This is a genomic window from Bradyrhizobium sp. CSS354, from assembly GCF_029051725.1.
In the GTDB taxonomy this organism is placed as follows: domain Bacteria; phylum Pseudomonadota; class Alphaproteobacteria; order Rhizobiales; family Xanthobacteraceae; genus Bradyrhizobium.
This window is the reverse complement of sequence record NZ_JAACFU010000119.1, coordinates 1-315: the sequence shown is the minus strand read 5'-3', so window position 1 is coordinate 315 and position 315 is coordinate 1. Positions and strand designations below refer to the sequence as shown.

General features: G+C 66.3%; 1 pseudogene. It reads right to left on the bottom strand.

The features are described 5' to 3' along the window. Positions 1 to 315 (bottom strand): annotated as a pseudogene (locus GWG67_RS38920) (hybrid sensor histidine kinase/response regulator); the annotation flags it as partial.

Genomic DNA, 315 nt, shown 5'->3' with positions numbered 1-315 from the left:
TGCGGGTCAGCACCAGCTCGGAGACCATGGTCATCAGATGCTCCAGCGTATCCACGTTGACGCGGATCGACTGGTTGGCGATGCTGGCGCCCTCGCCGGCGCCCTCGTCGGCGATCGACTTCTTCGGCGCGGCCTTGTCCTTGGGCGCCTTGGTCTCCTTGGCAGCTTCCTTGGCAGCTTCCTTGGCAGCTTCCTTGGCAACAGGCACCGGGGCTTCAGCGGCAGGCTCAGGCTCGGCCTTGACTTCAGCTTTGGCAACCGGGGCCGGGACTTCGATCGCGGTCTCGCGGAAGGCGCGCTCGAGCTCGTCGAGCG